The sequence below is a fragment of the Pseudoxanthomonas sp. 97-1-1 genome, from assembly GCF_057773125.1.
Genome location: NZ_JBYMTJ010000002.1, coordinates 470851 through 495705, shown reverse-complemented (window position 1 = coordinate 495705; position 24855 = coordinate 470851). Strand labels below are relative to the sequence as shown.

Annotated in this window: 26 protein-coding genes; 11 read left to right on the top strand and 15 right to left on the bottom strand. The window is 67.5% G+C overall.

The features are described from left to right. Window positions 1-126: 126 nt before the first annotated feature. From AC3DET_RS09545 to AC3DET_RS09530, 4 genes are all read left to right on the top strand, one after another. Window positions 127-351 (top strand): hypothetical protein, encoded by a 225-nt coding sequence (locus AC3DET_RS09545; protein WP_277726553.1) that lies wholly within the window; start codon window positions 127-129, stop codon window positions 349-351. Further along, window positions 348-860 (top strand): nuclear transport factor 2 family protein, encoded by a 513-nt coding sequence (locus AC3DET_RS09540; RefSeq protein WP_488391452.1) that lies wholly within the window; start codon window positions 348-350, stop codon window positions 858-860. The genes AC3DET_RS09545 and AC3DET_RS09540 overlap by 4 nt, the downstream gene beginning before the upstream one ends. Before the next feature lie 93 nt (window positions 861-953). After that, on the top strand, window positions 954-1523 hold the full coding sequence (locus tag AC3DET_RS09535; RefSeq protein WP_488391451.1) for a hypothetical protein: 570 nt from the start codon (window positions 954-956) through the stop codon (window positions 1521-1523). Between the two features lie 14 nt (window positions 1524-1537). Next, window positions 1538-1987 carry a hypothetical protein gene (locus AC3DET_RS09530; protein ID WP_488391450.1) on the top strand — a complete coding sequence of 150 codons (450 nt, stop codon included), beginning with the start codon at window positions 1538-1540 and terminating at the stop codon, window positions 1985-1987. Here AC3DET_RS09530 and AC3DET_RS09525 read toward each other — a convergent pair. The 4 genes from AC3DET_RS09525 to AC3DET_RS09510 form a co-directional block, all read right to left on the bottom strand. Continuing rightward, a complete protein-coding gene (locus tag AC3DET_RS09525) occupies window positions 1956-2390 on the bottom strand; it encodes a nuclear transport factor 2 family protein (protein WP_192201377.1) in 435 nt (144 codons plus the stop codon). The two genes, AC3DET_RS09530 and AC3DET_RS09525, sit on opposite strands and share 32 nt — an antisense overlap. 93 nt (window positions 2391-2483) lie before the next feature. Continuing rightward, window positions 2484-2906, bottom strand: a complete 423-nt coding sequence (locus AC3DET_RS09520; protein ID WP_488391449.1) for a GFA family protein — start codon at window positions 2904-2906, stop codon at window positions 2484-2486. A 15-nt stretch (window positions 2907-2921) separates the two neighbouring features. Beyond that, window positions 2922-3293 carry a YciI family protein gene (locus tag AC3DET_RS09515; protein ID WP_488391448.1) on the bottom strand — a complete coding sequence of 124 codons (372 nt, stop codon included), beginning with the start codon at window positions 3291-3293 and terminating at the stop codon, window positions 2922-2924. Between the two features lie 73 nt (window positions 3294-3366). Continuing rightward, window positions 3367-4590 (bottom strand): cyclic di-GMP phosphodiesterase, encoded by a 1224-nt coding sequence (locus AC3DET_RS09510; RefSeq protein ID WP_488391447.1) that lies wholly within the window; start codon window positions 4588-4590, stop codon window positions 3367-3369. Between the two features lie 104 nt (window positions 4591-4694). On the opposite strand from AC3DET_RS09510, the gene AC3DET_RS09505 reads away from it, so the two are divergent. Beyond that, window positions 4695-5099 carry a GFA family protein gene (locus tag AC3DET_RS09505; protein ID WP_337730982.1) on the top strand — a complete coding sequence of 135 codons (405 nt, stop codon included), beginning with the start codon at window positions 4695-4697 and terminating at the stop codon, window positions 5097-5099. A 49-nt stretch (window positions 5100-5148) separates the two neighbouring features. Here the strand turns inward: AC3DET_RS09505 and AC3DET_RS09500 are convergent, their stop codons facing one another. Next, a complete protein-coding gene (locus AC3DET_RS09500) occupies window positions 5149-5310 on the bottom strand; it encodes a hypothetical protein (protein ID WP_488391446.1) in 162 nt (53 codons plus the stop codon). Between the two features lie 227 nt (window positions 5311-5537). Here AC3DET_RS09500 and AC3DET_RS09495 point away from each other — a divergent pair, with 227 nt between their 5' ends. The 3 genes from AC3DET_RS09495 to AC3DET_RS09485 all read left to right on the top strand — a co-directional run bounded on the left by AC3DET_RS09495 (window position 5538) and on the right by AC3DET_RS09485 (window position 7800). Next, complete coding sequence (locus AC3DET_RS09495; RefSeq protein ID WP_298122995.1) at window positions 5538-6230, top strand: TetR/AcrR family transcriptional regulator; 693 nt, start codon at window positions 5538-5540, stop codon at window positions 6228-6230. Between the two features lie 75 nt (window positions 6231-6305). Then, window positions 6306-7520 (top strand): NAD(P)/FAD-dependent oxidoreductase, encoded by a 1215-nt coding sequence (locus AC3DET_RS09490; RefSeq protein WP_488391445.1) that lies wholly within the window; start codon window positions 6306-6308, stop codon window positions 7518-7520. Between the two features lie 97 nt (window positions 7521-7617). Further along, window positions 7618-7800: a hypothetical protein gene (locus AC3DET_RS09485; RefSeq protein WP_337731936.1), complete on the top strand. Its 183-nt coding sequence runs from the start codon at window positions 7618-7620 to the stop codon at window positions 7798-7800. A 1-nt stretch (window position 7801) separates the two neighbouring features. Here AC3DET_RS09485 and AC3DET_RS09480 read toward each other — a convergent pair whose 3' ends face one another. The 7 genes from AC3DET_RS09480 to AC3DET_RS09450 form a co-directional block, all read right to left on the bottom strand. Then, window positions 7802-8236, bottom strand: a complete 435-nt coding sequence (locus AC3DET_RS09480) for a hypothetical protein (protein WP_446538788.1) — start codon at window positions 8234-8236, stop codon at window positions 7802-7804. Between the two features lie 15 nt (window positions 8237-8251). Further along, window positions 8252-8458, bottom strand: coding sequence for a PspC domain-containing protein (locus AC3DET_RS09475; RefSeq protein WP_192201385.1), 207 nt, complete (start codon window positions 8456-8458; stop codon window positions 8252-8254). Window positions 8459-8500: 42 nt separating this feature from the next. Further along, the gene (locus AC3DET_RS09470; RefSeq protein WP_488391444.1) at window positions 8501-8878 is read right to left on the bottom strand and encodes a YfeK family protein; all 378 of its coding nucleotides are present in this window, start codon (window positions 8876-8878) and stop codon (window positions 8501-8503) included. A gap of 208 nt (window positions 8879-9086) precedes the next feature. Beyond that, a complete protein-coding gene (locus AC3DET_RS09465; protein ID WP_337730985.1) occupies window positions 9087-10157 on the bottom strand; it encodes a class III poly(R)-hydroxyalkanoic acid synthase subunit PhaC in 1071 nt (356 codons plus the stop codon). After that, entirely contained in the window at window positions 10154-11545 is a 1392-nt protein-coding gene (gene phaE / locus AC3DET_RS09460; protein WP_488391443.1) for a class III poly(R)-hydroxyalkanoic acid synthase subunit PhaE, read from the bottom strand. The genes AC3DET_RS09465 and phaE overlap by 4 nt, the downstream gene beginning before the upstream one ends. Window positions 11546-11614: 69 nt before the next feature. Further along, a complete protein-coding gene (locus AC3DET_RS09455; protein WP_192201389.1) occupies window positions 11615-12229 on the bottom strand; it encodes a CDP-alcohol phosphatidyltransferase family protein in 615 nt (204 codons plus the stop codon). 208 nt (window positions 12230-12437) lie between these two features. After that, window positions 12438-14255, bottom strand: coding sequence for a 3-hydroxybutyrate oligomer hydrolase family protein (locus AC3DET_RS09450; protein WP_488391442.1), 1818 nt, complete (start codon window positions 14253-14255; stop codon window positions 12438-12440). Window positions 14256-14404: 149 nt separating this feature from the next. Here AC3DET_RS09450 and AC3DET_RS09445 point away from each other — a divergent pair, with 149 nt between their 5' ends. After that, window positions 14405-15172, top strand: coding sequence for a 3-hydroxybutyrate dehydrogenase (locus AC3DET_RS09445; RefSeq protein ID WP_337730988.1), 768 nt, complete (start codon window positions 14405-14407; stop codon window positions 15170-15172). Between the two features lie 121 nt (window positions 15173-15293). Next, window positions 15294-15956 carry a response regulator gene (locus tag AC3DET_RS09440; RefSeq protein WP_192201391.1) on the top strand — a complete coding sequence of 221 codons (663 nt, stop codon included), beginning with the start codon at window positions 15294-15296 and terminating at the stop codon, window positions 15954-15956. A gap of 873 nt (window positions 15957-16829) precedes the next feature. Here AC3DET_RS09440 and AC3DET_RS09435 read toward each other — a convergent pair. From AC3DET_RS09435 to AC3DET_RS09425, 3 genes are all read right to left on the bottom strand, one after another. Further along, a complete protein-coding gene (locus tag AC3DET_RS09435) occupies window positions 16830-17318 on the bottom strand; it encodes an NUDIX hydrolase (RefSeq protein WP_488391441.1) in 489 nt (162 codons plus the stop codon). Window positions 17319-17414: 96 nt separating this feature from the next. Then, complete coding sequence (locus AC3DET_RS09430; RefSeq protein ID WP_488391722.1) at window positions 17415-20759, bottom strand: hybrid sensor histidine kinase/response regulator; 3345 nt, start codon at window positions 20757-20759, stop codon at window positions 17415-17417. Window positions 20760-21015: 256 nt separating this feature from the next. Further along, window positions 21016-23262 (bottom strand): TonB-dependent receptor, encoded by a 2247-nt coding sequence (locus AC3DET_RS09425; RefSeq protein WP_488391440.1) that lies wholly within the window; start codon window positions 23260-23262, stop codon window positions 21016-21018. A gap of 172 nt (window positions 23263-23434) precedes the next feature. Between AC3DET_RS09425 and AC3DET_RS09420 the strand changes: the two genes are divergently transcribed. Further along, window positions 23435-24838: a GntP family permease gene (locus AC3DET_RS09420; protein ID WP_488391439.1), complete on the top strand. Its 1404-nt coding sequence runs from the start codon at window positions 23435-23437 to the stop codon at window positions 24836-24838. Window positions 24839-24855: the final 17 nt, after the last annotated feature.

Below are 24855 nucleotides of genomic sequence, written 5' to 3'. Positions count from 1 at the left end.
CACCATGCACCGGGCTTGGTCGCCCGTGCCGTGCTTTCGTCGCGCGCGCATTGTCCGCCGCACCCTGCCCCGGCACGCTGTCCGCATGCCGCCCGTTGGTGGCGCGCCGACCGAAGGAGCCTCTCCGTGAAGACCCTCATCGCCCTGCTCGCCTGGTGCCTGCTGTTCGTGCTGTGCTGGCCGCTCGCCCTGCTGGCGCTGGTGGCGTGGCCGCTGGTGTGGCTGCTGTCGCTGCCGTTCCGTCTGGTGGGCATCACCTTCTCCGCCCTGTTCTCGTTCCTGCACGCCGTGCTGATGCTGCCGGCGCGACTGCTGGGCGGGCGTCCACGCGCACCGTTGGTGTCGGCATGAGCGTCGTTCGGTCGCGCATGGCGAAGGCCGCGCTGTCGGGGTCGATGGGCACCGTGCTGCTGTTCGGCGCGGTGGAATCCGCCGCTGCGGCCGAGCGCACGCCCGAACAGCTCACCCAGGTGATCGATGCACTGGATACGGCGGTGTTCGATACCTTCAATACCTGCGCCGATCCCGCGCAACTGGTGAAGCACGCCGCCTACTTCGACGAGGCCGTGGAGTTCTACCACGACAACGGCGGCGTCACCTGGACGCGCGAGGACATGATCGGCCGGACCCGCGACAACGTATGCGGCCACTATCGGCGCGAACGGGTGCCGGGCACGCTGGAGGTATTCCCGATCAAGGGCTTCGGCGCGATCGCACAAGGCACGCACCGGTTCTGCGCGCTGTCGTCCGGCACCTGCGAAGGCGAAGCCGACTTCGTGATGGTCTGGCGCGAACGCGACGGCCAATGGCAGGTCACCCGGGTGCTCAGCTATGCGCACCGCACGGCGGCGGCGCCCTGACTTCGCACTGGCTTCACACAGCCTCCGCCAGCTGCCCATCACCCCGGCCCAGCATGTCCCCGCGACCTCGACGGGGTCCCGGGAGAGATGACGATGACAAGCGACACCCTGCCTGACGCGACACACTGGATCCGCCTGCTGCGCTCCCTGGCGTGGGGTGGTGCCGCTGCACTGTTGCTGCTGCCCTGGGTGGCGATGCAGTTCACCGCCGACGTCGTGTGGACGGCATTCGATTTCGCACTGTTCGGCGCCATGCTGCTGACCGCCTGCCTCGCCTTCGAAGCCATGGCGCGGGTCGCGCGCGTGCCGGCCTACCTGGCCGCGAGCGTGATCGCGATCGGTGCGGCGTTCCTGCTGGTGTGGGCGAACCTGGCCGTGGGCATCGTGGGTGAACCGGAGGACCCGGCGAACCTGCTGTTCATGGGGGTGCTGGTGATGGGGGGCGTGGGCGCTCTCCTGGTCCGCCTGCAACCACGAAGGATGGCGCGCCTGTTGGTGGCCATGGCCCTGGCGCAGATGGCGGTGGGCGCCATCGCACTACTGATGCAGGCGCATGAGTCCGCGGTCTCCGTGCTGGCGGTTACCGGCCTCTGCACGGCCATCTGGCTACTGTCGTCCGCACTCTTCAGAAAGGCCGCGCGCTCGCCCATCGGCGCACCGTGATCCCGGCCACCGGCATGGCACACGTGCTGATGACCATTGCGATGATGGCATGCATGGGATGTGGTCGGGATCCCGCCTACATCGAGTACCACCCTGATGCGAATGGCGACAAGCCGGACATCTTCGAGTTGGGCCATGTGCAGGTCTGCACGCTTGAAGCGCGCGACCTCCCTGCCCTCTTCGATCAGGTTGATGCGTTCGCGCGGAGCCGATCGATGTATCTGCACGGGATCGCGGCCCCGGATGACCGTGTCCTCCTGGTCTACACGCGGGGTACGCCCATGCGGATCCACCTGATGGTCGAACGGCTCACGCAGGAACACTACCGGGTGGGAATCTCTTCGCACATGGGCGCCGGATGCGACGACGTCTGCCACCATGCCGTGCGGCACGATCTCTGTCCCTCCAACGCATCACCGCGCGCGCCCGTCATCAGCGCGGCTTCGAATGCCACAGCGCATTGACAATGATCCAGCGTCCATCGAACCGGCCCATGTGGAAGTGGTCCACGAACCACGGGGTCTCCAGGCGCACGGCGGCCGTCTCGGCGGTGACATCGAGCACGCGGCAGGTGCGGTTCCACGCATCCTTCGGCGTTTTCAGCACGCCCTGCCGGGTCAGGCTGACCAGTTCTTCCTTCGACATGCGGCGCAGGCCGAGGCGCTCGTCCGGCGTATCGCCGATCACGGCGCGCTTGGCCAGGTCCGGATGCAGCGCGCGCGCCACGCGCGCCGGATCGCCTTCCAGTTGGCCGTCGACGTAGTCGAAGCAGGTCGCCTCGATGGCGGCGAGCGTGGCGGGATCGGCTGCAGGCGCGGCCGGGGCGGAAGCACTGGCGGCAGCCAGGACGAGGGACAGCAGTGACATGGCGTTCGCCTTCGGTCGCGTCATCGATGGAAGGCGATCATGGGGGAGGTCCGCGCGCGGGACACGTGCCGGAAGTCCACGGAGGGCCGGCACTTACAGGTACGACGGCGATGCCGGCGGATGGTCCCAGTCGTCGTGGCGCCCATCCTCGTACTGCACGGGGATGGCAGCGAACCGTGCATCGTCCATTCCGTCCAGGGTGGCGACGTTGACCGCGTGGAACCAGCCGTTGAAGGGCGCCATCTCCAGGTATCCCTTGCTGAAACCGCGCACGCCGCAATGGCGGCAGAAGTAGTGGTGTACATGGCCGGCGGGCCATTCCGAAGCGTGGGCCTGGTAATCCGACAGGGCGTCGGCGCCGTGGAGCAGTCGGAAGCCCTCGTCGAGGGCGAACACCTTCCACATGCGCGTCTTCAGGCAGAAGCTGCAGTTGCAGCGACGCGTGCCGGCGGCGAGGTCGAGCTCGCACTCGAAGCGCACGGCGCCGCAATGGCAACTGCCGGTGTAGGTCTGCATGGGCTTCTCCTCCGGTCAGCCGGCGATGAGGGCGTCGGCGGGCGGTTCCTCGATGGGGCGCACTTCGCATTCGATATCCCATTCATCGCCATGCACGTCGAGGAAACGGCGGGTGTGGGCGATGGCGTCGTCGAGCGAATCGGCACGCAGGATGGCATAGCCGCCGATGACCTCCTTCGCTTCGGTGAACGGGCCGTCGGTGACCCGGATCTCGCCGAAGCGCGAGCGGACGCGGGCACCTTGCGCGGTGGGCAGCAGGCCTGCGGTGTCAAGCAGGATACCGGCGGCGGACATCTCGCCGATCAGCGCCATCACGTCGGTCATCAGCCGCTCGCTGGGCTGCTGGCCGGTGGTTTCGTCGATCCGGATCATCGAAAGGAATCGCATGGTCTGCCTCCCGGGGCATTGGACACTGACCTTGCGACGAACGGGCGCGGCCGAGATCGACAACGACAGGCGATCAGGGCAGCCAGAGTTTCTCCAGGTCGCGGAAACCCCACTTGGCGGGCGACTCCACGCCCACGATGCGCTCGCGCTCACCGGCCGTGGCCAGGTCCACGTCGACCCTCAGCAGGTGCGTGCGCGACTTGGCGGAATAGAACACCCGCACGCGCGGCGCCAGCAGCGTGGCCGGGTTCTGTTCCACCACCACCGCCAGCCGGTCGCTGGACAACCGCACCAGGGCGCCGATCGGGTAGATGCCGATGCTGCGCACGAACGCCTTCATCAGCATCTCGTCGAAATGCCCCTGCCAGCTGGCCATGCGGCGCAGCGATTCGGCCGGGTCCCAGCCGGCCTTGTACGGGCGATCTGAGGTGATGGCGTCGTAGACGTCGCAGATGGCGCTCATGCGGGTCAGCAGCGGCAGCTCCGCGCCGGACAGGCGTTGCGGATAGCCGCCGCCGTTGATCTTTTCGTGATGGTGGCGGGCGATATGCAGCACCGCTTCCTGGCTTACGCCGCCCTCGCGCAGCAGGCGTTCGCCGTGCACGGGGTGCTGGCGGACGATGTCGAACTCTTCGTCGGTCAGCTTGCCAGGCTTGTTCAGCACGTCCTGCGGCAGCATGGCCTTGCCCATGTCGTGCAGCAGCCCGCCCAGCGCCGCATCGCGCACCTGCTCCTCCGGCAACTGCAGCTGCCGCGCCAGCATGGCCATCAGCGCGCCGACGGCGACCGAGTGCAGGTAGGTGTAGCTGTCCGCGTCCTTCAGCCGCGCCACGCTGACCAGCGCCGTGGGGTGGCGATCGACGGAACCGGTGATCTCGTCCAGCAGCGGCAGCACGCGGCCGGCATCCACGCCGTTGCCCAGCCGCACTTCACGGAACATGGCCTCCACGGCCTCGCGCCCTTCGTCGCAGATGCGGCGTGCGCGGGCCAGCTCCGAGGCCAGACTGACGGTGTTGTCGTGCACGACGGGGCGGCGCCGCGCTTCCGCAGGTTCGGCGACGGGTGGGGCGTCGACGGTCCCGGGAACGGCCTCTTCTTCGCCTCCGTCCTCTCCGTCTCCCTGACTGCGCGACAGGTCGACCACCACCTGCTCCACGCCGCTGTCCTGCAGTTGCGCCAAGCGTGCCTCGTCCAGGACGAACGAGGTGCGCCAGAACGGGTGCTGCATCCACGGGCCGAGCAGCTTCTGCACGTACATGCCGGGCCGCAGCTCGGCAACGTCGACGGTTTGCAGCATGCACGGCTCCGGGAGTGGAGGGGTCCGGTATGCTCCCGCCCATCGGCCAGGCACGGCGGGGCGACCCCGTCAGCCCCCGGAACGATATCGGCACGGGAGGCCGCATGCTGAAGACCTATCGGGGAAGCTGCCATTGCGGCGCGGTCCGCTTCGAGGCGGACATTGACCTGACCCGGCCCACTTATCGCTGCAACTGCTCGGTGTGCCGGCGCAACCGGTTCTGGCCGGCCATCGTGATGCCGGACGCCTTCCGCCTGCTGGCGGGCGAAAGCGAGCTGGTCGAGTACCGGTTCAATGCGTTGCGCAACTCGCACCATTTCTGCCGCACCTGCGGCGTGCGGCCGTTCGGGATCGGCAACAACGTGCCGGACGGGCAGCGGATCTACGGCGTCAACCTGGGGTGCCTGGAAGACGCCACGCCCGAGGAACTGGACGCCGCGCCGATCACCTACGTGGACGGGGCGCACGACAACTGGCAGCAGGCACCGGCGATCACGCGCTACCTCTGAGCCGAGTGCGGTTGCTCGGCGGCTTCGTACTGGATCTCACCCGCGCGCATCACCCGCACCACGTCGGCCAGCGCCAGCACATCGGTGGCGGGGTCGTGCCCGGCAACGCCAGGTCCGCATCCACGCCCGGCGCGATGCGGCCGTCGGGCCAAGCCACCCCGGTCGCCTGCTCGATCACCCAGGTCTGCGCCCGCGCCGGCTCCGTGGTCACGCAAATGCCCCACAGGCAGCCCAGCACCCATCCCGATATCCGCCGCATCTTCCCTCCCGTCTGTCGGCCCGTCGGCCCCGACACCCCGTCCAGGTCAAGCGCGCGAGGCGTCGCGCCCGCCGACGGGTGCCGGGATGCCATGCCGATGTCACGCGGTTGCAACAGTCGCATGACCTTTTTGCTAGGCTGCGAAGATCGTCGCAACCGGACGTGCGCAGGGAGTTCCCATGAGCATTTCTTCCGAATATCTGGAAAACGTTTTCAACGATGCATCCTCGACGGCTTCGCCGCTGCGTCCCCGCCCACAGGTGGACCTGTGCCGGCGTGGCGAGATCCGTGCGGAGAAGTTCCTCGACGCCGCCACCGAAGTCTTTGCCGAGAAGGGTTACCAGCATGCGCGACTGAGCGAGATCGTCGCCCGCGCCGGAGGCTCGCTTGCCACCCTGTACCGGATCTTCGGCGACAAGGAAGGCTTGGCCAGCGCGATCCTCGAGCGCCGGCTGGACATGCATATCCACCTGCTCAGCGACCTCAACCTGACCGAGCTGCCCCCCGAACAGGCGCTGCGCCGGGTGGCGATCCGCATGGCACAGGTGATGGCGCGTACCGATTCGCAGGTGGTCTACCGCATCGTGATCGGCGAGGGACAATCCTTCCCCGCCCTGCGCGACTGGTTCCTGGACCACGCGGTGGCGTCCATCCGCGCCACGCTTGCGGACTATTTCGAACAGCAGGTGGCCGCCGGACGCATGCAACTGGCGTCGCCCAAGGCAGCGGCGGCGCAGTTCTACATGAGCCTGTTCGGCGACCAGATATTCCGGCTTGCGGCCGGCAGTCCGCAATTGCCGGATGTCGACACGCTGGAAGCCCAGGCGCTCGCGTCGGTGGAGCTGTTCCTGCAGGGCGCATTGCCGCGCTGACGGAACACCACGCCTTCACCGTTCCGTCCCGCCTTGCCTGCCAGCATGGCGTCGTCGTCACGGCGCGGGACAGGCATGGATCTCAAGAGCGGGTACCCCTTCTGGGCGGTCAGCAATGGCCTGATGCAGGCGTTCCCGCCGCTGGCGTCCGACCATCGCTGCGATGTCGCCGTGCTCGGTGGCGGCATCACCGGTGCGCTGATTGCGGATGAACTGGCGCGGCATGGTTTCGATGTCGCGGTGCTTGAGCAGCGGGACATCGGCTGGGGCAGCACGGCCGCCAGCACGGCGCTGCTGCAGTACGAAATCGACACCCACATGGTCGACCTGGCCAAGCGCTATGGCGAGGACGATGCCGCCCTCGCCTACCTTGCCTGCGCCGGGGCCATCGACCAGCTGCGCGAGGTCGCCGCGCCGTGGCGCGATGTCGGCTTCGCGCGCAACAAGAGCCTCTACTACGCCAGCCGGCGTCGCGACGTGCGGCCGATGGAAGACGAGCATGCCCTGCGCCTGCGCCACGGACTGGAGGTGGAACTGCTGTCGGCGGACCGGGTGCGGGAAGACTACGGCTTCGAGGCGGCAGCGGCATTGCTCAGCACCCAGGCCGCGCAGGTGGATCCCTACCGTCTGACCCACCGGTTGCTGCAACGCCTGCATCGCCAGGGCACTGCGGTATTCGACCGCACGCGCGTGACCGACCTGCATGCGACGTCGCGCGGCGTGACGCTGCGCACGGTGACGGGTTTCAGCGTACGCGCCGCGCATCTCGTGATCGCGGCCGGGTATGCCAGCCAGCACTGGTTGCGGCAGAACGTGGCGCGCAACCACAGCAGCTATGCGGTCATCAGCGACCCCTTGCCCGACGAGCAGCTCGGCTTCCTCCGGGACACGCTGCTGTGGGAAACCGCACGCCCCTATCTGTATGCGCGCAGCACCGCCGACGGTCGCCTGCTGCTGGGCGGCGAGGACGATGCCGTGGACATCCCGGCCAAACGCGATGCGCGCGTCGAGAAGAAGGCACGGACACTGCTGAAGCGGCTGCACCATCTGTTCCCGGAGTGGGAGGTCACGCCGGCTTTCTCATGGGCCGGCACGTTCGCCGAGACCGCCGACGGCCTGCCCTTCTTCGGCCCGCACAAACAATGGGGGCCGCGCGTGCACTTCGCCATGGCCTACGGTGGCAACGGCATCACCTACAGCATGCTCGGTGCCGGCCTGCTGCGCGCGCTGATCGAACGCCGCAAGCATCCGCTGTGGCCGTTGTTTTCCTTCGAACGCCTGGAACGGTGACCCGGGGCAGCGATGTTGCGCACCGTTAACGTGGCCGTCATGCGGCGATTACGCGGGAAGCCGCACGCTGGCCATTCATCCACACCGGAGCACCGTCATGCCCCGTGGCGACAAATCCGCCTATACCGGCAAGCAGAAACGCCAGGCGGAACACATCGAGGAAAGCGAACGCGAACGCGGCCGTTCAAAGGAAGATGCGGAACGCATCGCATGGGCCACCGTGAACAAGCAGGACGGTGGCGGCAAGAAGTCCGGTTCCGGTCGCGCGAAGCCCCACTGACCTAGGGAGAACGCGAAGGCCACCAGCCCTCGCCGGTCAGCGCGTAGCGGTCGGCGGCACGTTCGAAGGGATTGCGTACGCTGACGCCGCCGCACAGCAGGTACACCGGCAGGAACAGCGGGCCCAGCACCATGTACTGGTAGACGTGCGCACGCTCGTGGTCGCCCAGGCGGATAGGCGGATGCTGCATGCGGCCGGCGCGGTGTTCGTAGGTGATGCATTCCGCCTCCAGCGTGTCACCGGTGTGCAGGATGCTGTTGCCGAAAGTGATGGCGCCCCCCGGGCCCCACGGCCAGCGGTGGAACACCAGCGCGAAATCACGCCGGCTCCATTCGACACGTGCCCCGAACGCCATGCCGACAACGCCGGCAACGGCCCCGATGAGCGTGTTGGGAACGGCCCAGACGATGCCGAGCGCACGCGCGACCCAGAGCATCGTCGAGGCCACGGTTCAGTCCTGTTCGTTGGGCATCAACAGCCAGAGGATCAGGTAGACCAGCATGCCCGGAAACGCCGCGGACGCGATCGACACGATCACGAAGATCACCCGCAACAGCGTGGGGCTCCATCCATAACGGTGCGCAATGCCCCCCATGACGCCCGCGATCATGCGATCGTTCAGCGAGCGCGCGAAGGGCTTGGAAGTGGTGTTGTTCATCGCCGGCAACTCCCCACGGTTGTTCGCGGCCAGTCTATCGCGTCAGCGGCCGGGGCCGCCTGAACCACGCAGCGCGTCCAGCTTCAGCCTGAACCACGTCGCCGCCGGTTGCGCCGGTTGTCCCGGACAACGCACCAGGTAGGCACGCCCGCTCATGCTGCTCTTGCTGGCGGCGCGCTCGATGAACTGCTCGGCGGTATCGACCAGGTCACGCTTCAGCAGGTAGTCGTACTTGCGCTGCAGGTGCTTGCGCGCTTCCTCGCGCCCATGCCACGCGCCATTGCGCTGGAATTCGCAGGACGAGGCCGACAGCGCATCCATCAATCCCTGGATCTCGCGCTTGGCGGTCGCCGAAGGTGCAGAGAGTGCCGGGCCGACGACGGCGAGCAGAACGGCAGCGACGGTGCAGCGTGACAGCATGTGGTTACCCTACCGCAAGACAAGTGAAGCAAGCACGCCATTTTCTTTTGTGGGAGCGACGTGAGTCGCGACCGCACGGCCCGATGCTCCAGTATCCCATCGTTCGCCTACCGGTCGCGTTGCGACGCGTTCATCATCGCGATACCCGGGATCCATCGGGGCGCGCTCGCGACTTGCGTCGCTCCTGCAAAGAGCGCAGCGCGCGCGGTCAGCGCGCGCGCTGGCCCAGCCAGTGATGGATGGCCGAAGGCACTTCGCGTTGTGCACGACTGGACACGTAGATGCCGATGTGGCCCCCCTTGAAGCTCAGTTCGGTGTAGTCGGCGGTGCCTACCACGTCCTTCAAGGCACGCGACGCATCCGGTGGCACCAGATGGTCCTGTTCGGCATAGATGTTCAGCACCGGCATGTCGACGAAGCCCAGGTCCACGGCCTCGCCACCGATCTCGATGCCCCCCTTGATGAAGCCGTTGCGCTGGTAGAACTGCTTGATGAACTGGCGGAAGGCCTCACCCGCCAGGTCAGGCGAATCGAAGATCCATTTTTCCATCCGCAGGAAATCCTCGATGGCGCGCTTGTCATCCAGGATGTCGACCAGTCCGACGTACTTCTGCAGGTTCAGCCGGAACGGTTTCAGCATCAGGTAGCAGGCATTCATCATGTCCGCCGGCACATTGCCCAGCGCATCCACGAACAGGTCCACGTCCAGCTCGCGCGTCCAGTGCGAAAGCATGTTGTCCGGCGTATGGAAGTCCACCGGCGTGACCATGGTGATCAGGTTCTTGACCTTGTCCGGGTGCAGCGAGGCATAGCACAGCGAGAAGGCCCCGCCCTGGCAGATGCCGAGCACGTTGACGGCATCGCGTCCGCTGCTGTCGCGCAGGTGGTCCACCGCACCGTCGATGAAGCGGTTGATGTAGTCGTCGAGTTCGAGATAGCGGTCCGAGCGGTCCGGATAGCCCCAGTCGATGACGTAGACATCCTCACCCTGCGCCAGCAGGCCCTTCACCAGCGAGCGGTCGTGCTGCAGGTCCACCATGTACGGCCGGTTGACCAGCGCGTAGACGATCAGCAGCGGGACCTTCGCGGTGGGGGCCTTCTCGCCTATGAAGCGGTACAGGACCACTTTGCCATCGCGCCAGACTTCCTGCTTCTGGGTGGCCCCGTAGTGCACATCCTCCACCTCCGGCAGCGTGTGCAGGCCGGCGGAGAGCTTCTGCGTCAGTGTGGTGGCTTCGTGGGCCAGGGCCTCGGCGGTGAAGTTGAGCGGTCCGTTCACTTGCGGCTACCCCGCTTGGTCTTCCTGCCGGTCTTGGGCGCGTCGACGGTCGCGTCCCGCGCGGCGTTGCGTGCCACCCAGTCCTTCATCGATACGACCGAGGTCGACGGTGGTTTCGCACGCGCCGTGGGGGCAGGTTTTTGGGGGGCAGGTTTCGCCGCGACCGTCCTCGGTGTTTTCCTGGCGGGCGCCTTCTTCGTCCTGGCTGGCGTCCGCGTGGCCGCCTTGGCCACCGCGGGTACGGGTTCCTTGCGGGTGGGGGCCGGCGCCGCCGCAGCGACGGCCCGGCGTGCGCGTTTCTTCGGCGCCGTCTTCTTGGCGACGACGCGTTTTTTCGGCGCGGCCTTCGCTGGCGTGCGGCGGGGAAGCGTGCGCGCCTTCGCGGCTTTCGGCTTTGCGGGCGCGGGCGCTGGGGCCGGTTCCGCGGTGACGGGGGCTTCGACCGGCGCAGGCACATGCCGTGCCTCGGCACGGCGCGCGGGCGAGACCTGCGCGCGCGTCAGCTTGCGCAGCGCGCGCTCGAGTTCGACGATCTTGCGATGCGCGGAATCGACTTCCGTCCGCGTCGGCATGCCGAACAGCGTGCAGACCTGCTCGACTTCGCGCTGCACGCCCAGTCGCAGGCGCGCCTGCGCATTCGCCAGTCCACCATAGACGTGGCGGAAATCATCGGACATCGCGACCTGCGCATAGGCCTCTTCGGCCGCATCGATCCAGAGGTCGAACAATGCGCGTGCATTCTGCAACTGGCGGCCGGGCTCGGCATGCTGCTCCAGCTTGCGCTCGAAGCGCACGAACGCATCCTGCGCCACCTTCAGCATCAGCTGGTCGTAATCGCGCAGTTGCTGCTGGTAGTCCTTCTGCGCCTGCGCCAGGTGCTGCCAGCGTTCCTGGTGCTCGCGCGCCAGGCCGAAGGTCGGCAGGTGCAGCCAGCGGTCGCCATCGCGCTGCAGGCCTTCCAGCCAGGGCTGCATCTGCTGCATCCAGCCATCCATGCCATGCGCGCCACCCTGCATGCTGCGGAAGATGTCCGCGAACGGATTGCCGGCAGGCGTGGGCGTGGCCATGCCCAGCGCCTCGCGCCAGGCACGGCCGATATCGGTGGCGTCGTGGTCGCGGCCGGTGAACTGCGCGGCCACCTGCTGCATCTGGCCGAACCACTGGCTGGCCTGCCGCTGGAAGCGCCCGACCGCTTCGTCCACCTGGGGCTGGCCACCCGGCACCAGCTTCGACCACCAGTCGACGGTCTGCTGCCAACCCGGCACGGCGCCCGGCATGGACATGGTCGGCGCACCGCCGGCCTGTCGCAGGGCATCACCCCAGAGACTCCAGTACTGCTGGGCCACCGACTCGAAGTCGCCCGGCCACGGTGGAACGGAATTCGTCATGTGCCCTCCCTTCCCGACCGATTCTAGCCGCGGCAGGCGGCGCGTGCATGACGCACCTTCACCTCACGATCAGGGCTTGGGGATCCGCAGCGTCTTGCTGATCATCAGCGTGCCGGAAATGGCGTACAGCAACACCAGCGGATGCAGCTGCCACGGACCGAGCTTCAGCGCACCCAGCCACAGGTCGGGCCCCACATGGCCCAGGTATGCCGCGACCGCCAGCACGATGACCAGGGCCAGGCTGGTGGGAATGGGCGTGCCCTCGAAGAACTTCACCTTGTCGCCACCATCGGCGAGCGTCTCGGCGGTGACGTTGTAGCGCGCGAGCCGGCTGACACCGCAGGCGACGAAGTACGACAGCACCAGCCAGTCCCAGCCACCCTGCATGCCGCAGGCATAGGCCAGCGCCGCCGGCGCCACGCCGAAGGAGATCACGTCGGCCAGCGAGTCCAGTTCACGCCCCAGCACCGAGGCCTGCTTGCGCCAGCGGGCCACGCGTCCATCGAGGGCGTCGAAGATGAAGGCCAGCGGGATCAGCGCCATCCCGATCATCAGGTCGCGCAGGATGCCCTCCTGCAGGAAACGCATCGACGCGAACACCGCACCGGTGCCGCAGAAGGCATTGCCCAGCGTGAACCAGTCGGCCAGCTGGAAGTCGCGGATCATCGAAAAGTGTCGGGACATGGCGGCGTACGTGTCGGGCCAGTCTCAAGAGTAAGGCCAAGCGGGTGAAGGCGCCGCAGCATTCCTTCTCCCCGTGAACGGGGAGAGGGTGCCAAAGGCGGGTGAGGGGCGAACGGAGACCGGATGCGCGTGCGCCAGGATTGTTGCCGCGCTCGCCCCTCATCCCCCCTCCGGGTACCTTCTCCCCGCATGCGGGGAGAAGGATTCATCAGCGCGGAATCGCCAGCTGACTGAGCTCGACGCTCCCCGCGCCCCGCGGATTGGCATTGATCAGCGCATTCGCCGGCAGCTCCCGGCTTCCATCCAGCGTGGCGTTGACCTGGTCCAGCGCGGCATAGACGTACGGCAGCAGGGGCACGTACCGCGCGCCGTAGGCCGGCAGCGCCAGGAAACCGTCGAAATGCTGCGCATGCCGCACCTGCCAGTAGCGCACGTCGGGATTGGCGGCGCGCGCCGCTTCCACATACGGCGCGCTGGAGAACGCCGGCGGCACCAGCCCGTCGTCCAGTCCATGGATCACCACCACCGGACGGCGCGTGCGCGGGAAGCGCGCGGCGGTCTGCGCGATGCCGGCCTGCACGCGACGCGCATCCTCGCCGGTACCGGTCTGCAGCGCACGCAGGCATTGCAGCCCCGGCAGAGTGAAGTCCGGCGCGGCCAGCTTCGTGTCGACGATGCCCACCCCGGCACCCGGTGGAATGCCGCTGCCATCGGACCACCACGCGGCCCGCTCGGCGGCGCTGGCAGTGCGCGCCGTGAAGTCGGCGTTCTGCGCGGAGAACGCGAAGCCGCACGGATGCTCGGCCACGCCATAACGGCCGTACGCGGAGGCATACGTCACCGCCACCGCCCGCCACAGGTCGAAGCCCACGCTGAGCGCGCCGGCCACCAGCGCCTCGTCGGTCCAGCCGTTCGCCTTCAACTGCGCATGCGCCGATGCCGCCTGCGCCTTCGCATCCGCGCCACCGACCAGGCCGGCCGCTTTCAGCATGGCGCAACGCGCCGTCCACACCGGTTCCACCTGCCCGCGCAGGGGCGGCTGCGGCAGGGTGTCGGCCGGCAGGTGCAGCAGCGCGCACGGCATCAGCAGCGCGGCTTCCGTGGTGTAGTCGTACAGCGAACGAGCGCCCGGTGCATCCGCCGCAAGGATGTTCGGCTCGCCCGCGACCACCGCATCCAGCCACTCGCCTTCTTCCTCGCTGGCACGCAGCACGGCACCACCGCCATTGGAAATGCCGACGGCGATGACGCGTGTATTGTCGAAGCGGAATGGCGCTGCCTGCGGAAACGCCTGGTCCAGCGCTGCCAGCGCGAACTCCGCGGCCTGCTTCACGTGGCGGCCCCAGTCTGCTTCCGGGTTGTCCTTGGAATGCGCATGCTTGACGGCAACGCCGCCGGCACCGACCGGCGCATCCGGCACGAACGCCAGCGGATCGACGCCAAGTTCGCCAACGGTGCCGTCCTCGCGCGCGCCCTTCTGCTCATCCAGATCGAAGTAATCCGTGCCGGCGCCCTTGTCGGTGTAGGCCACGGCGCAGCCCTTGGGCAGGCCCCACGGCGCGGCGACCGCGATGGCGCCGTAGATGCCGCGCGAGCCGGACGAGGCGGTGACGACAACGCAGCGCCTGGTGGCATCGAAATCGTCCGGCACCTGCACCAGCACGCGGTGCGGCTGCGCAGCGCCGGGGACCTTCGCCAGCGCCGAATACTCGCGACCGGGTACTGCAGCCACGCTGCCATAGGCCTGGCCGTAGCCGCCCGTCAGCGAGAGGTCGGCGATGCCACGCCAGTTGCCCCAAATCGCGCGGCGGCGCAGTTCGGCGGACGTGGGATTGGCGGGATCGGCGAATGCGGGCGCCGCCATCGCGCGCAGGCCGTCGAGGCCCAGGCCCGCCGTGAGCAGGTCGTCGGTGCCGCGGTGCTCGGTGACGCGCTGCGGTTGGATCATGTGGGCCACGGCCTCGGGCTTGGGCGGCGTGCTGCTGCAGGCGGTCAGCGCCGCGCCGAGCAACAGTCCGCAGGACATTCGCAGGTTCGCATTCATGCGTGGAGGGCGCCCATGGTTCCGGTCATTGCCACGAAACTACCCTGTGCGGGAATCCCCGTCATCGTACTTTGGTACCACGAACCCGTCGCGCCTGCCTGCTACCCTAGCCGCAGCACGCAGGAGCCCCCATGCAACAGACCCATACCCTCCTCATCACCGGTGCCGCCAGCGGCATCGGCGCCGGCATCGCCGCGCAACTGGCCGAAGCCGGACGCCACGTGATCGTCAGCGACCTCAATCTCGACGCCGCCGAAACCGTGGCCACGCAGATCCGCGCCGACGGCGGTTCCGCCGAAGCGGTCGCCCTCGACGTGACGTCGCAGGAGAGCATCGATGCCGCCCTGGCGACGATCTCGCGCCCGGTCGATGTGCTGGTGAACAACGCCGGCCTGCAGCATGTCTCGCCGCTGGAGGATTTTCCCATCGAGAAGTGGGACTTCCTGGTGCAGGTAATGCTGGTGGGCGTGGCGCGCCTGACCCGTGCGGTGATGCCGGGCATGCGCGAACGCGGTTTCGGCCGCATCGTCAACATCGGCAGCATCCACGCACTGGTAGCCAGTCCGTACAAGAGCGCCTACGTGGCCGCCAAGCACGGCCTGGTCGGTTTTTCGAAGGTCATCGCGCTGGAAACCGCCGACACCGACATCACCATCAACACGGTCTGCCCCAGCTACGTGAAGACGCCGCTGGTCGACAAGCAGATCGCCGACCAGGCGCGCACGCGCGGCATCTCCGAGGCCGACGTGGTCAGCCAGGTGATGCTGAAGCCGATGCCGAAGGGCGTGTTCATCGGCCTGGACGAACTGGCCGGCATCACCGCCTTCCTCACCTCGCCCGCCGCGCGCAACATCACCGGCCAGACGATCGTGGTGGACGGCGGCTGGACGGTGCAGTGAAAGCCGGGAGTCGTGGACCGGAAGTGGAGAAGGGAAGCGCCTGTATCCGTTTTGTTGCCCCGCTCAAGGCAACCCGCTCGCTCGATCCACGATTGCCCCTCCCCGATTCCCAGCAACCCCCATGCCCAACCTGCTGATCGCCGATGACCACCCGCTGTTCCGCGCCGCATTGCGTGGCGCGGCGGCGGATGCCGTGGCGCAGCTGTCGGTGCGCGAAGCCGAATCGCTGGACGGCGTCATCGCCACGCTGGAAGCGCACGACGACATCGACCTGGTGCTGCTGGACCTGCACATGCCCGGCAACCACGGGCTCGCAGGCCTGGCCGCGATCCGCGCGCAGTTCCCGGCGGTCGCGGTGGTCGTGGTGTCGGCCAACGACGACCCCCGCGTGGTGCGGCGTGCGCTGGACCACGGTGCGGCCGGCTACCTGCCGAAGAGTTCCGGCCTGGACGAACTGCGGGATGCGATCCGCAGTGTGCTGGCCTGTGAGCAATGGCTGCCGGCCTCGCTGCGCGGTGCGGTCGCCCGCGCCCAGTCATCCGAACACGACACCGATCTCGCCGGCCGCCTGGCCAGCCTGTCGCCGCAGCAGTTCCGCGTACTGACGCTGGTGGCGCAGGGCCTGTTGAACAAGCAGATCGCGGATCGCCTCGACGTGCAGGAACGCACGGTGAAGGCACATCTGTCCGCGATATTCGACCGCCTGGGCGTGCGCAACCGCACCCAGGCCGGCGTGGTGCTGCGCGAGCTCGAGCTGGCGGATCCGGCGCGACATATCGAGTAATCCCGTACGTAGCATGCGGAGACAGTCCCTTAGTCCCCGACGTCATCCCAGCGCACGCTGGGATCCCTCTTGACTCCCCAGTTGCTTCACCTCGGCGTGCTGCCCGGCAAAAGCAACATGGGTCCCAGCGTTCGCTGGGACGACGAAACCCTCCGCCGCCCCTGGCCGTCATCCCAGCGCCTGCTGGGATCCCTCTTGACTCGGCAGTTGCTTCGCCTCGGCGTACTGCCCAGCAAAAGCAACATGGGTCCCAGCGTTCGCCGGGACGACGAAACCCTCTGCCACCCCTGGCCGTCATCCCAGCGCATGCTGGGATCCATCTTGACTCTGCATTTGCTTCGCTTGGGCTGTACTGCCAAGCAAAGGCAACACGAGTCCCAGTGTTCGCCGGGACGACGAACTCCTTCGCGTGGAACATGCAGCTGACGCGAGCCCCGACGAGGTGCGGTCATTTTTTCGCCACACACCTTGACAGCATTGCGCCGCAACGCCTGCTACCGCTTATCCACATGTTGATCGACAGACCATCCACACCGGGTGTGGACAACCCGGACACCGACCCGTCACCGCCTGGTCAAAAATTCGCCACACATCTTGACAGGCCCGCAGCACAAGGCGTCGACGCGGTTATCCACATGGTTTCCCAAACCCGATCCACACGGCATGTGGACAAGCCGGAGCGTGGAACATGCGACCGCCCTCTGTAGGAGCGACGTAAGTCGCGACCGTGGACCCTAACCTCCTGCGTTCCATGGATAGCAGGAACGAGGAGGAACATGCGTCGTAGGAATCAGCGCTCATCCAAGGTGCAGTGACCCCTTCGCATTCCGGTCGCGACTTACATCGCTCCTACAGGGTCAAGCAGCGAGGCCTTCAGATCCGCGAGTAGTCCCACGAGACCATGCGACCCTCGTGGTACGGCATGACGCCGTGGAATCCGCGCGGGTCGTCGTCGAACACCAGCGGCAGAAAGTGGCGGTCGCCGTCCCACAGCGGCAGGTCCAGGATCTTCTCCACCGGCACCCATTCCAGCGTGCCCTCGGGATTGGAGGCGAAGGGTGTGCCGCTGTAGGCCGTGATGACGAAGACGAACCCGAGCCAGTCCTCGCCTCGCTTGCCGAAGCCCGGCCAGCTGATCGTGCCGCGCAACGCCATTTCCTCGCAGTCGATCCCGGCCTCCTCGTGGATCTCGCGACGCATGCCGGCCACCACGTCCTCGTCCCGTTCGATCTTGCCGCCCAGGCCGTTGTACTTGCCCAGGTGCTGGTCGTCCGGACGCGCATTGCGATGGATCAGCAGTACCTGCGAACGATCGGGCGACAGCACATAGCCGAGGGTGGCGACGATGGGGGTGTAGGGCATGCGCGGGTTCCTGTGCAACGACCGTGCATTCTAGCGTTGGCTGTCGTGGGAGCGACGTGAGTCGCGATGGCCGCACCCGCAAACCCACTTCGCGACTTACGTCGCTCCCACAGCGGCGGACGCCCGCGCGGCCAACAACCGATCCAGCACCGACTTCAGCGCCAGCGGGCGCACCGGCTTGGCCAGCAGCGGCAGTTCCGCATCACGGACGGCACGGCGCACGGCATCGGTCTGGTCGGCGGTCAGGATCAGGCATGGGCGGTGCCCATGCGAGGCACGCAGGCGTTCGACCAGCGCGACGCCGGTATCGCCCGCATCCAGGTGGTAGTCGAACAACCAGAGATCCGCATTCCGTTCGCGCAATGCGGCATCGGCTGCTGCGCCATTGCTGGCGGTCGCCACGCTGCACCCCCAGCCTTCCAGCACCTGGCGCAGCGCAGCCAGTGCCGCGGGATCGTTGTCGACCGCCAGCACATGGCGACCGGCCAGGCCGGGCTTGCCGGCCAGCGAGGGCATCGCCGCAGGCGCCGTCACGCGCACCAGGTCGACCGCGAAGACGGCGCCGCGCCCCACCCGGCTGCGCAGCGACAGCGGTGCATCGAGCAGCACGGCGATGCGGTCCGCGATCGACAGGCCCAGGCCCAAGCCCTGCCCGGGCACATCGTCGCCGCGGCGGAATTCCTCGAAGATCCGGCGCTGGTCGGATTCGGCAATGCCCGGTCCCGTGTCCCACACCTCGATGCGTACATGCGTGCGGCGCCAGCGCACGCCGAGGCGCACGCCGCCGCGTGCCGTGTAGCGCACGGCATTGGCCAGAAAGTTCTGCAGGATGCGGCGCAGCAGTTGCGGATCGGTATGCACCCACGCGCGCGTCGGCACGGTGTCGAACGACAGGCCGCGCTCATGCGCGAGCACGCGGAACTCGGAGGCCAGCGGCTCCAGCACTTCCATCAGCGGCAGGTCGCGCGGCTCGGGCAGCAGGCCGCCGGCTTCCAGCCGCGACATGTCCAGCAGGCCGGTCAGCAGATCGGTGGTGGAATCCAGCGCACCGCGCACCTGCAGCGCCGTCTCGCGCTGCCGCGCCTCCGGCAACTGCTGCGACAGCGCGTCGGTGAACAGCTGTGCCGCGTGCAGCGGCTGCAGCAGGTCGTGGCCGATCGCGGTCAGGAAGCGGCTCTTCGCATCATTGGCGTGCTCGGCCTCGCGCTTGGCGGTTTCCAGCAGTGCGGTGCGCTCGACCACGCGCTGCTCCAGCGTCTCGTTGGCCTGCTTGAGTTCGCGCTCGGCCTGGCGTGATGCGGTGACGTCGGTGTAGGTAGCCACGAAGCCGCCGCCCGGCATGGGATTGCCGCGCACCTCCACGATGCTGCCATCCGGGAACACGCGTTCGGTCAGGTGCGGCGTGCCGGCGCGCATGAAGGCCAACCGCCGGTCCAGCGCATGCTCGTCGTGTCCGCGCTGCGGCATGCGCTGCAACGCCCAGCGGGTCAGGTCGGCGATGGGACGTCCGACCTGCAGCAGATCGGACGGGAAACCGAACATCTGCGCATAGCGCCGGTTCCACGCCACCAGCCGCTGCTCGCGGTCGATCACGCTGATGCCCTGGCTCATGTTCTGCAACGCGGCCTCCAGCACCTGCTGGTTGAAGCGCAGGTCCTGCGATGCTTCGCCGACGATGGCCGCCACCGTCTCCAGGTCGCCGGTTTCGCGACGTGCCGCATCCAGCAGGAGCCGTGCGGACGCAGAGCCCAGCACCGCCGACAGTTCGCGCTCGAGCCGGGCTTCGATGATCGCCGACACCGGTCCGTTGCGCGGCGCGTCGGCCAGCAGTTCCTCCACGCGCTCGCGCGGCAGGAAGCGCCTGCCGGCATCACGCAGCGTCTTCGCATCGAAGCCCCGGCTGTCGGCGCGGCGCGGCGCCGCACCGCGCCAGCTGGCCACCAGCAGCGTGACCACGGTACCTGCGAACAGGCTGACACCCACGGCGCGGCCCAGGCGGCTCCACCCTGTGAGGCCGAAGAAGCCGTCGGGCGACAGGCCAGCCAGACCGAACGGCCCCGTCTGCAGCCATGCCGGCGAAACGCCGCGTGCGTCCATCGCCACCGGCAACAGCAACAGCCATGCCCATATCAGGAACCCGGCCACGATGCCGGCAATGACGGCCCGCGGCGATGTCTGCGGACGCCAGATGGCAAATGCGAGCGCGGGCGCCAGCGTGGCCAATGCGGAGAACGACACCGCGCCCACATCCGCCAGCGCGTCGTTGCCCGCGATCAGGCGGCTGTACGCCCACGCCAGCAGCATCACCGCCACGATCCCCACGCGCCGTTGCGTCAGCACGGCCCCGCGCAGGTCGCGTCCGGTACCGCGCACCCAGCCGCCCCGCAACAGGCCCGGCGCCAGCCAGTGGTTGCCGATCATCAGGCTGAGCGTGAGCGTGCTGACCACCACCATGCCGGTGGCCGCGCTCAGGCCGCCAAGGAACGCCAGCAGCGCCAGGCCCTGGTGCCCCTGCGACAGTGGCAGCGCCAGCACGTAGAGGTCGGAGGGCACCGCATCGCCGAACATCGCGCCGCCCGCGCGCGCCAGCGGCAGCAGCGGTGCCGCCATCAGCACCATGTACAGCGGAAACAGCCAGCGCGCGGTACGCACGTGGCGTTCGTCCCGGCACTCCACCACGCCCACGTGCACCTGGTGCGGCAGGGTGAACATCGCCAGTACGCCCAGCGCCACCAGCGGCAGGAAGCCGTAGGTGGTGGAGGCAGGCGCCGGTGCCGGGGGCGGCACCTCCAGGTCGGGCAGGCCGAACCACACGAACAATCCCAGCGCCAGCATCGCCGCCAGCTTGAACAGCGACTCGAACGCCATCGCCAGGATCAGGCCGCGGTTGTGCTCCACCGCGCTCGCGCGGCGCGTGCCGAACAGCATCGCGAACACCGCCATCGCCAGGGCCACGTACAGCGCGCTGTCCTGCCACGCCGGCAGCGCATCGTTGCCCGGCGAACGGGTGAGCAGCGCGAAGCTCATCGCCACCGCCTTCAGCTGCAGCGCGATGTAGGGAACCAATCCGAGCGCGGCGATCAGCGTGACCGTGGCCGCCAGCCAGCCGTCCTTGCCCAGTCGCGTGGCGATCAGGTCGGCAAGCGACGTGGCATTCGACTCGCGCGCCATCCGCACCAGCCGCACCAGCAGGAACGCACCGAACACGTACAACAGGATGGTGCCGACGAAGGTGGGCGGCAGTGGCCAACCGTAGCGAGCGGCCTGGGTCACCGTGCCGAAGAACGTCCACGAGGTGCAGTACACCGCCAGCGACAGCGCATAGATGTACGGCCACTGCACCGCCAGCACGCGCGGATGGCGCTCGGCATACAGCGCGGATCCGAACAGCACGCCGAGCCACAGCAGGCCGGCCAGCACCACCATGCCGACGCTCAGCATGAGGCCCCCCGTGGCAGCGGCCTCAGCCGCGACCGTGGAAACGAAGCGTCCGGGAAGACGACCCGCCGCGCGGGCGGGCTGCGGCATGTCATCTGCCGCAAGGCGACGCGTTCATCGAGCATGCGGTCACGGCTGAGGCCGCTTCGACAAGAAGATACGGATGTCGGGCGAAGCATCGGCATGGGCCGGAGCATAACGCAGCAACGGCGGGCCTTCGCCCGCCGTTGCCGTTCCCGCATCATCACCGGTGTCGCGCTCAGAAATCGTAGCGCGCGGTCAGGCTGTACTGGCGCGGTGGACCGTAGAAGCCGGTCAGCACGCCGTAGGCCCCGATGTTGTAACCGGTGGTGCGGTATTCCTCGTCGGCCAGGTTGGAACCCTGCAGCGACAGGCTCCATGCATCGTTGACCTTCCAGATCACGCCGGCATTGACCAGACCGTAGCCCTCCTGCTTGATCAGCGGGCTCAGGTCGGTGGTGGGCCAGACTTCCGACTGGTAGGAATAGCCCACGCGCGCCGACAGGTTGCCGCCATTGGCCAGGTCCGTGCGGTACTCCACGTTGATCGCACCGGAGAATTCGGGCGCGTTGGTGAAATGCTGCGAGTCAGCGACATCGACCAGGACTGGCGGACGCGTCGTGGTGTACGTCAGGAACTCGTCGTACTTGGCATCCAGCCACGCGAGATTGCCACTGATCAGCCAGTTTGGGGTCGGCAGGAACTGATACTCGATCTCCACGCCATTGACGGTACCCTTGCCGGCGTTGGTGAAGTCACCGAAGAAGTTGTCATCGGTGCCATCCCCGTTGCTATCGAACGCAGTAAAGATGGAAAGCTGGATGTCCTCGTACTTGTTGTGGAACGCCGAGAGATTCAGGAACAGGCGCTGGTCGAGGAACGACATCTTGCTGCCGACTTCGAAGCTGTCCACCTGTTCGTCGTCGAACGGCTCGCCCGAACGCGGCACCGACGTGGTGTTGGCGCGGATGTTGTAGCCGCCCGACTTGAAACCGCGCGAGGCCAGGCCGTACACCATGATGTCCGGGGTGATCTGGTAATCCAGCGAGATCTTCGGCGAGGTGTTCTTGAAGTTGATCGTCTTGTCGAAATTCGCCGCAGTGCCCCACGAAGTGGCGTAGTCCAGGCCGGTGTAGAACCGGTTCAAGGCCACCGCGTGCTTGTCCTCATCGGTGTAGCGCACACCCACGTCCAGCTTCAGGCGGTCGGTCAGGTCGAAGGTCCAGTCCGCGTACAGCGCGATGCTCTTGGTGTTGACCACGCCCTGGGTGTCGCCGAACAGCGGATTGGTCAGGCTGTTCGCCAGTGCCGGGTTCCAGAAGTGGTTCAGCACCTGGCCGCCGGCATCGCCGTTGAACCAGTACAGGCCCATCACGCCGCGGGCACGGCCGCCGCCGTCGTAGTTCGCCTGCAGTTCCTGGCTGACCTGGCTGTCGCTGTAGAACGCACGCACGTCCACCAGCGTCAGCGGCGTGGTGTCGAAGTCGATGTTGGTCTCGGTGTCGGATTCGCGCTTGGCCGCTACGTACTTGAACGCCCAGTCGTCGTTCGGACGCCAGTTGACGGTCGCCGAGGCGCCCTTCATCTCGGTGTCGTTGATGTTCTTCATGCCGCTGCGGATGTCGTAGCGGTCGCTGGTCGGCGGATAGGCCGGGGCCAGCGGATTGGGGGCCAGCATCTTCGCGCCGCGCACGCCGGACTGGTCGTCCATGTAGTCGAAGGCGAACTGCACGTCGAAATCATCCTGCGAGAACGCACCCAGCTGCATGCGGAGCGCGTTGATCTCCTTGTCGCTGACCTCCTGGCCGGTATGGGTGTTCTCGCCGAAGCCATCGCGGTTCATGCTGGCCACCGACACGCGGCCACGCAGGCCGCTGTCCTGGCCACCGATGGACCCGCCCAGTGCCGCCTTCACGTCCAGCTGGTTGTAGTTGCCCACGGTGACCGAGGCGAAGCCGGTGGTTTCCTCCGGCAGGCCGCGCGAGATGTACTTGATCGCACCGCCGATGGTGTTCTTGCCGTACAGCGTACCCTGTGGGCCGCGCAGCACTTCGATGCGTTCCACGTCGAACACGTCCAGCAGCGCACCCTGCGGGCGGGCGATGTAGACGTCGTCCAGGTAGATGCCCACGCCCGGGTCCACGCCCCACAGCGGATCGGCCTGGCCAACGCCGCGGATGTAGGCGGTCACTGTGCTGGTGGAACCGCGCGCGGCATAGATGGTCAGGTTCGGCACCTGCGCGTCCAGGTCGCCGATGTCCTTGATCGCCATCTTGTCGAGGGTCTCCGCAGTGAAGGCGGTCACCGCCACCGGCACGTCCTGCAGGGTTTCCTCGCGCTTGCGTGCGGTGACCTTCACCGCATCGAGCGTGGTGGCGGACGTGGCTGGCGTTTTGGCGGCCGTGGTGCCGTCCTGCGCCCACGCCATTGGCGCGGACGACAACAGGACACAACCGATGGCCAGGCTCAGGTGCTTGCGCTTCATGGGTCTCCCCTCCTCCCGGGTATGACATGGCGGCGGACGGATGCCGCCGATTGAAGCGAACACTAGGGGGCGGGCCGCGCGGGCGGCATCGTACCTTCGTACAGTGGGCCGCCCGGCGTGCGGCTGCGGATACTCGCCGCACTTGCAAGCGGCGCTGGCCGAGGAGTAGTGGATGTCGTTCCTGATCGTGCTGGCCGCGCTGTGCTTCCTGATGTTCGTGGCCTACCGCGGCTACAGCGTCATCCTGTTCGCGCCCATCGCGGCGCTGGCCGCGGTGCTGCTGACCGATCCCTCGCTGGTCGCACCGATGTTCACCGGCCTGTTCATGGACAAGATGGTCGGCTTCCTGAAGCTGTACTTCCCGGTGTTCCTGCTGGGCGCGGTGTTCGGCAAGCTGATCGAGATATCGGGTTTCTCCAAGGCGATCGTGCAAGGCACCATCAAGGTGGTCGGCGCGCAGCGCGCGATGCTGTCGATCGTGCTGGTGTGCGCGCTGCTGACCTACGGCGGGGTGTCGCTGTTCGTGGTGGTGTTCGCGGTGTATCCGTTCGCGGCGGAACTGTTCCGCCAGAGCAACATCCCCAAGCGGCTGGTGCCGGGCACCATCGCGCTGGGTGCCTTCACCTTCACCATGGATGCGCTGCCCGGCACGCCGCAGATCCAGAACATCATCCCCACCTCGTTCTTCGGCACCACCGCATGGGCCGCACCGGTGCTGGGCATCCTCGGCGGCGTATTCATCCTGACCGTCGGCATGTGCTACCTGGAATGGCGCCGCCGCGTGGCCGCGCGCAACGGAGAGGGCTATGCCGGCAACGACGATCTGCGCAATGAACCGGAACCCTTCAAGGGCGACAGGCTCGCGCATCCGCTCATCGCCATCCTGCCGCTGCTGCTCGTCGGCGTGGCGAACTTCCTGTTCACCCGATGGATCCCCGGCTTCTACGGCGAAAGCCAATCGTTCGTGCCGGCGGTGATCGGCAGCCCGGCACCGGTGGTGCAGGACGTCTCGAAGGTGGCCGCCATCTGGGCCGTACAGGGCGCGCTGCTGGTCGGCATCGTGGCCGTGATCGCATTCGCGTGGAAGCCGGTGTTCGCCAGTTTCGCCGAGGGCACGAAGAGCGCCATCGGTGGCGCGCTGCTGGCGTCGATGAACACGGCGTCGGAATACGGCTTCGGCGCCGTCATCGCTGCCCTGCCCGGCTTCCTCGTCGTAGCCAACGCGCTGCAGGCCATCCCCAACCCGCTGGTCAACGAGGCGATCTCGGTGACCGCGCTGGCCGGCATCACCGGCTCGGCGTCCGGCGGCATGAGCATCGCACTGGCCGCGATGGCGGACAGCTTCATCGCCAATGCCAACGCGGCCGGCATCCCGATGGACGTGCTGCACCGCGTGGCCTCGATGGCCTCCGGCGGCATGGACACCCTGCCCCACAATGGTGCCGTCATCACCCTGCTGGCCGTCACCGGCCTCAGCCACCGGCAGTCGTACAAGGACATCTTCGCCATCACCCTGATCAAGACCACCGCCGTGTTCGTGGTGATCGGCGTGTTCTACGCCACGGGTCTGGTCTGACGCCACGCATGGCATGA

Bases quoted from the DNA above. Each gene is read 5' to 3' on its own strand.
- AC3DET_RS09540 (WP_488391452.1), top strand. From the start codon at position 348: ATGAGCGTCGTTCGGTCGCGCATGGCGAAGGCCGCGCTGTCGGGGTCG.
- AC3DET_RS09535 (WP_488391451.1), top strand. From the start codon at position 954: ATGACAAGCGACACCCTGCCTGACGCGACACACTGGATCCGCCTGCTG.
- AC3DET_RS09530 (WP_488391450.1), top strand. From the start codon at position 1,538: ATGGCACACGTGCTGATGACCATTGCGATGATGGCATGCATGGGATGT.
- AC3DET_RS09525 (WP_192201377.1), bottom strand. From the start codon at position 2,390: ATGTCACTGCTGTCCCTCGTCCTGGCTGCCGCCAGTGCTTCCGCCCCG.
- AC3DET_RS09520 (WP_488391449.1), bottom strand. From the start codon at position 2,906: ATGCAGACCTACACCGGCAGTTGCCATTGCGGCGCCGTGCGCTTCGAG.
- AC3DET_RS09515 (WP_488391448.1), bottom strand. From the start codon at position 3,293: ATGCGATTCCTTTCGATGATCCGGATCGACGAAACCACCGGCCAGCAG.
- AC3DET_RS09510 (WP_488391447.1), bottom strand. From the start codon at position 4,590: ATGCTGCAAACCGTCGACGTTGCCGAGCTGCGGCCCGGCATGTACGTG.
- AC3DET_RS09505 (WP_337730982.1), top strand. From the start codon at position 4,695: ATGCTGAAGACCTATCGGGGAAGCTGCCATTGCGGCGCGGTCCGCTTC.
- AC3DET_RS09495 (WP_298122995.1), top strand. From the start codon at position 5,538: ATGAGCATTTCTTCCGAATATCTGGAAAACGTTTTCAACGATGCATCC.
- AC3DET_RS09490 (WP_488391445.1), top strand. From the start codon at position 6,306: ATGGATCTCAAGAGCGGGTACCCCTTCTGGGCGGTCAGCAATGGCCTG.
- AC3DET_RS09485 (WP_337731936.1), top strand. From the start codon at position 7,618: ATGCCCCGTGGCGACAAATCCGCCTATACCGGCAAGCAGAAACGCCAG.
- AC3DET_RS09480 (WP_446538788.1), bottom strand. From the start codon at position 8,236: ATGCTCTGGGTCGCGCGTGCGCTCGGCATCGTCTGGGCCGTTCCCAAC.
- AC3DET_RS09475 (WP_192201385.1), bottom strand. From the start codon at position 8,458: ATGAACAACACCACTTCCAAGCCCTTCGCGCGCTCGCTGAACGATCGC.
- AC3DET_RS09470 (WP_488391444.1), bottom strand. From the start codon at position 8,878: ATGCTGTCACGCTGCACCGTCGCTGCCGTTCTGCTCGCCGTCGTCGGC.
- phaE (WP_488391443.1), bottom strand. From the start codon at position 11,545: ATGACGAATTCCGTTCCACCGTGGCCGGGCGACTTCGAGTCGGTGGCC.
- AC3DET_RS09455 (WP_192201389.1), bottom strand. From the start codon at position 12,229: ATGTCCCGACACTTTTCGATGATCCGCGACTTCCAGCTGGCCGACTGG.
- AC3DET_RS09450 (WP_488391442.1), bottom strand. From the start codon at position 14,255: ATGTCCTGCGGACTGTTGCTCGGCGCGGCGCTGACCGCCTGCAGCAGC.
- AC3DET_RS09445 (WP_337730988.1), top strand. From the start codon at position 14,405: ATGCAACAGACCCATACCCTCCTCATCACCGGTGCCGCCAGCGGCATC.
- AC3DET_RS09440 (WP_192201391.1), top strand. From the start codon at position 15,294: ATGCCCAACCTGCTGATCGCCGATGACCACCCGCTGTTCCGCGCCGCA.
- AC3DET_RS09435 (WP_488391441.1), bottom strand. From the start codon at position 17,318: ATGCCCTACACCCCCATCGTCGCCACCCTCGGCTATGTGCTGTCGCCC.
- AC3DET_RS09430 (WP_488391722.1), bottom strand. From the start codon at position 20,759: ATGCTGAGCGTCGGCATGGTGGTGCTGGCCGGCCTGCTGTGGCTCGGC.
- AC3DET_RS09425 (WP_488391440.1), bottom strand. From the start codon at position 23,262: ATGAAGCGCAAGCACCTGAGCCTGGCCATCGGTTGTGTCCTGTTGTCG.
- AC3DET_RS09420 (WP_488391439.1), top strand. From the start codon at position 23,435: ATGTCGTTCCTGATCGTGCTGGCCGCGCTGTGCTTCCTGATGTTCGTG.